The 4739-nt window shown below is 53.8% G+C and carries 5 protein-coding genes; all 5 read left to right on the top strand.

What is annotated here, in order from left to right:
- Positions 1–902, top strand: a 902-nt coding sequence (locus AB7S84_RS16575) for a recombinase zinc beta ribbon domain-containing protein (RefSeq protein WP_428155853.1), incomplete at its 5' end; no start/stop codon positions are given.
- Positions 899–1333, top strand: coding sequence for a hypothetical protein (locus tag AB7S84_RS16570; protein ID WP_428155851.1), 435 nt, complete (start codon positions 899–901; stop codon positions 1331–1333). The genes AB7S84_RS16575 and AB7S84_RS16570, both read left to right, overlap by 4 nt.
- A 192-nt stretch (positions 1334–1525) precedes the next feature.
- The gene (lexA, locus tag AB7S84_RS16565; protein WP_428155849.1) at positions 1526–2221 is read left to right on the top strand and encodes a transcriptional repressor LexA; all 696 of its coding nucleotides are present in this window, start codon (positions 1526–1528) and stop codon (positions 2219–2221) included.
- Positions 2222–2227: 6 nt separating this feature from the next.
- A complete protein-coding gene (locus AB7S84_RS16560; RefSeq protein ID WP_428155847.1) occupies positions 2228–3355 on the top strand; it encodes a hypothetical protein in 1128 nt (375 codons plus the stop codon).
- On the top strand, positions 3348–4418 hold the full coding sequence (locus tag AB7S84_RS16555) for a hypothetical protein (RefSeq protein ID WP_428155845.1): 1071 nt from the start codon (positions 3348–3350) through the stop codon (positions 4416–4418). Before AB7S84_RS16560 ends, AB7S84_RS16555 begins: the two co-directional genes overlap by 8 nt.
- Positions 4419–4739 lie beyond the last annotated feature (321 nt).

The following is a 4739-nucleotide window of genomic DNA, read 5'->3' as shown; positions in this document are numbered from 1 at the left end:
CCCAAAAAGGAGAGGAACGCGGGGGGAATCTTTTTACCAAAAGCAGTCTCTTCCGACTGCTCACCAACATCATTTATACAGGGAACATCAGCTACAAGGGCACCGTCTACCCCGGAGAGCATGAGGGTATCGTGGCCCCGGACCTTTGGCAGCGGGTCCAGGATACCCTTCGGCACAATGGCCGATCCGGCGGCAAGGAAATCCGAAACAAATACGGCGCGCTGCTGAGGGGGCTGCTTTACTGCGCGCCTTGTGGAACCGCCATGGTGCATTCTTACACCGCCCGAAAGGGTAAGCATTACCGCTACTATGTCTGCCTGACCGCCCAGCAGCGGGGTTGGGCATCCTGTCCGTCCAAATCACTCAATGCCTACGAGATCGAGGCCGCGGTGGTGGACTATATCCGAGGCTTGGGAGCGAGCCCGGATGTCTTTTCGGAAACCGCTTCCCAGGTTCGGGTTCAAAGTGAAAAGCGTCTGGCGGAGCTCGAAGCCGAGCGCCGCGCCAACGAACGGGAACTGAAACGGTTGGATGCCAGGCTCCGGGCCCTTGTGGGAGACCTGCCGGCATCTGGCACGGACCAGAGGCTGGTGACGGACCAGATGGCCGACCTCCAAGACCAAATTCGCTCTCTCGAACAAAGAGTGACCGTGATCCGCGAGGAAACCATCGCCGTCCAAAGAGAAACACTCGAGGACGAAGACTTGGAAAAAGCCCTCGCAGCCTTCGACCCCATCTGGCAATCGCTTTCACCGCGCGAACAGGCACGGATTTTCAAAGCCCTTGTCGAGCGCGTCGCCTACGATGGCCGTGATGGCAAAGTGACCGTGACGTTTCGGTCCCCCGGCATCAAGGCCGTTTGCCTGGGACAGGCAGCCCTTGGAAAGGAAAACCGCATATGAAACCGACCATGCACCACTTTGGGAGCGACGGGCGGCTGGAGGTAAGTTTCACGTTCCAGCCGCGCAACAAACGAGGGAACGTCAACCCACATTCGGATAGCCGATGCGGATCAACCGGCAAAGGGAACATACCGCGGGTTGCGAAGCTCCTGGCTTTGGCGATCCGCTTTGAAAAACTGGTTAAGCGAGGGGATATACAGGACTATGCGGACCTCGCCCGCCTGGGCTATGTGACCCGTGCGCGGATCACCCAGATCATGAATTTGCTCAACCTCGCTCCGGACATTCAGGAGGATATCCTCTTCCTTCCGAACACAATGAAAGGTCGAGACCCGATCCTGGAAAAAGACCTACGGCCGGTCGCCGCCGTTCCCCACTGGAGCAGGCAGCGGAAGATGTGGGTGCAGATGCGCAAAGACCGCCTCGGATAGTTTTATCGTGCAACAACTCAGGTCCTCGTCAGAAAACCATTGTCCTCACCTCTTACCTCCTTCTTCAAGGATTTGACCGCTTTCTCTGGTACACCCCCATACATTTTTTGAATTGACCTGACACTTGTCAGTGTAATATAATAATTTTCTGTAATCTGGCCGTAGTGTGCCCCTGTGCAGACGCTACGGCCGATGTCGTTCATATGGTTCTATCGACCCAAGAAAACCGAGGTCATCAAAATGGAAAGTAAAGGCAGAGGCCGACGCCCTGTTGAAGATATTACCGATAAACAGCACCACACCTTAAAGGAGATACGCCGTTTCATGAACAACCGGGGTTTCCCCCCGACCATGAAGGAACTTGCTAATATCCTGGGGATATCCCATGCAAGCGCGCATGGTCAGGTAAGCCAGCTCGTGAGTAAGGGATACCTCAAACGTGAGGCAAGAAAGGCCAGGAGCCTTGCCATCGTTCGCGAGCCCGAGGACTCGCCTTCGATCATGACCGCCGTTCCTATCGTGGGGCGCGTGGCTGCGGGGCAACCGATTCTGGCTGCGGAAAATATCGTCGGCGAGATCATGGTCGAAGGCAGAGTTGCTCGGTCGGGCAGGTGTTTCGCCCTTGAGGTTGTCGGGGACAGCATGGTGAACGCCGGGATCAAAGAACACGACCTGGTGGTGGTCCGGGAGCAGCCTGTGGCGGAAAACGGAGACATTGTAGTCGCGATGCTGGATGATGAGGCCACTGTAAAACGGCTATCCATCCGTGACGAGAAAATTGAACTAAGACCGGAAAATCCGAAGCATCGACCGATCCCGGTTGGGCCCGACGACGGATTGCGTATCCTCGGCAAGGTCGTTGCTGTCCGGCACAAACAAGGGAGGTAAAAAAGTATGGGGAAACTCAAGCATCGAACGTTCAACGCGGACCGGTTTCTGGACAAATTCCAGGGCCAAGAGGTCATCCTCCGCAGCTTTGTCGGTCTATGGGATGGCCGACTTGGGCTCGATACAACATCGCTTGATGTTCCCCATTTCAAAGAATACCTCGTTAACGGAGACGGGGATGGCAAAGATGACCTGCTCGAAAGTCTCTACATGGCCTACGATCTTTGTACTGAGAGAGGGTATGAAGACCTTGTGTCGGCCTGTAACGAATGCAGCTATTCTCCGGATGGGAATGGCAAGCTGCCTGTCGAATGCCTGAGCCTGAAAGTCAGAACGGAAAATGAGGATGCTTTCACACTGGCATATGACCGTTATAACCTTTGGCGGGCGGAACGCTTCACCATATTTAGCGGGAAGTCGGCGGCAGGCATCGTTGATGCGGGTGCGGCTTCCAGCGCCTTTCAGGCAAAACTCGCCGAAATATTTAAGGATCACAAAAACAGCGACCGGGTTCTCGTACGCCACTATCAAGAGGGCGCATATACAAACTTTATCGTCTACCATGAGAAACGGGTCAAAGCGGAATTGATATTCAAAGGAACCCGCATGAGGCCGAAAGTCACACCGACCATCCTCCGTCCCGCGCAGCAGGACTTCATCAGCTACAACAACGAGACTGGACAGTTGGAAATCGAAGCCGGCTTTGAAAAGGAGGAGACCGCCCTTCGTAAGGCATTTGCCGAGTGCTGCCTCAAAGACGAGGACTTTTTTGACTCGCCAGGATCGTCAGACTGCCTCAATCTGGCCAGGATTGCGGCGGACGACTTTGATATGCCGGTTGACGAAGATCATTCGGCATCACTCGCCGAGCTTCATTTCAACATCAAGCAAACACACGGCCCATCCTTTGTCGTTCGTTCCAAAAATGTGATGGAAACACTGGAAAAGAACTATCTCCGCAAGCGATTGCCAGGCGGCACGATCCGCCGGGCTGTATTCAAGATCATGTTCCCCGACGACCGGCGGGGGAAACGAATCGAACTCTCCGGTACCAACAAGATCAAGTTCAAGCGGGCTACGCATGCTGAAGATGTATTCCGATATCTGAAGAACTGGGGGATCGTCGTTGACTGAGACGCTCCTCCACTTCATTCTCCAGCGCCTCGATCAGATCGAGTGCCCTGTATTTCTGCATAGGGAGTTGGAGCGGTTTCCGGAAGAGCAACTTCGCGCTCTTCGTGCGGATGGAATCCTGCGGGAAACATCGAGAGCCACTGAGATTCCACGGCCCAAAAATATTCCTTCTGGCGAAGATCTGGTTGTGCGCCATACCTCGAAGGGGATATTCGGGGTTGCGGATGAGGAAGATTATTTCGATCCGATCCCGCTCACCGAGGACGACGTCCGGCAGTATGAAATTTCCCTTCCAAAACTCACGGCGGTGATTCGCCAAGCGAATGGAATTGGAGACTCCGGGTTTGTGAATCATCACGGCCTGATTCCCATGGGAAAAAAGGCGGTTGATGGCTCCGGGAATATAGATGTTTTCTTTTCGATGCCAAACCTGGATGAAAATGAGTTTATCGCTCGGTGCAGGAGGCTTGAACAATTGTGCGATGCTTCCGGGATCGTGATCTTAACCCCACGCACTATCGCGCTCTCCCCAGAAAACCGACAGCAAATGAAACGACTTGGAATTATCACGGTCGCCATCACAACAAACTCGTCCCCTAATGCGTTATCCCTGGACTGGCTTGCCATTTCGAGGCAAGCGAATTCGCAGGTGGTCCATTATGCAGACGACGGCGGTCAAGTATCGCTGGAGGATGAAGCCATAAAGGTCCCGGTCAACACGATTACCGAAGAAGACAAGATCGTTGTTGAACGCAAAAAGGTCGGCGAAAGAATCCACTGGTTCGTGAACGGGGTGGATAAAGGACACATTTTTGTCCGCCAGGAGTCCATCAGCGCCAAGATCACGGAAATCCTTTACGATCAGATCGGCCACGGATGGGTGCCGCATAAGACGTTCATGAATGCGTGTGCGTGGAAAGAAGATGAGTATTTCCCCGCTTCGGGAGAGCCCGGCCGCATGCAGAGGCAATTGAATATAATCCGCAAAAATCTTGGCGTTGCCATAGAATTCCGGAAGGGAAAAGGTGTCCGTTTCGCCGAAAACATAGTCAAGTCCAAATAACAGTCCAAAGAAACATTTCTCAAAAAATATTTCCGCTCCAATGAGGCCGCAGGCGAAAAACCTGACGGCCTTTTGTTTTTTCCGGCCGCCCGGTTGGACAGTCCAGGAATAAGTCCAGAAAACAGGTTCCCCTGAAATCCGGGTTTATTCTGCCTTCCATGAAGATCATCAACCCATTCATAGGAGGCGGAATCATGACCAAAAGCGATCTCTCCCCACCCAAACAGCGACTCATCGGCCTGATGCAGCGAATCAATTTCGGTTGCATCGAGGGACTTGTCGTTCATGACGGCGATCCGGTTTTCGCGCCATCACCCCGCG

The organism is Desulfococcus sp. (genome assembly GCF_050178255.1).
GTDB lineage: Bacteria > Desulfobacterota > Desulfobacteria > Desulfobacterales > Desulfococcaceae > Desulfococcus > Desulfococcus multivorans.
The sequence above is the reverse complement of the archived record's forward strand: the minus strand, read 5'-3'. Positions and strand labels throughout refer to the sequence as shown.

Coding starts and splice junctions, on each gene's coding strand:
- AB7S84_RS16570 (WP_428155851.1), top strand. CDS start 899: ATGAAACCGACCATGCACCACTTTGGGAGCGACGGGCGGCTGGAGGTA.
- lexA (WP_428155849.1), top strand. CDS start 1,526: ATGTCGTTCATATGGTTCTATCGACCCAAGAAAACCGAGGTCATCAAA.
- AB7S84_RS16560 (WP_428155847.1), top strand. CDS start 2,228: ATGGGGAAACTCAAGCATCGAACGTTCAACGCGGACCGGTTTCTGGAC.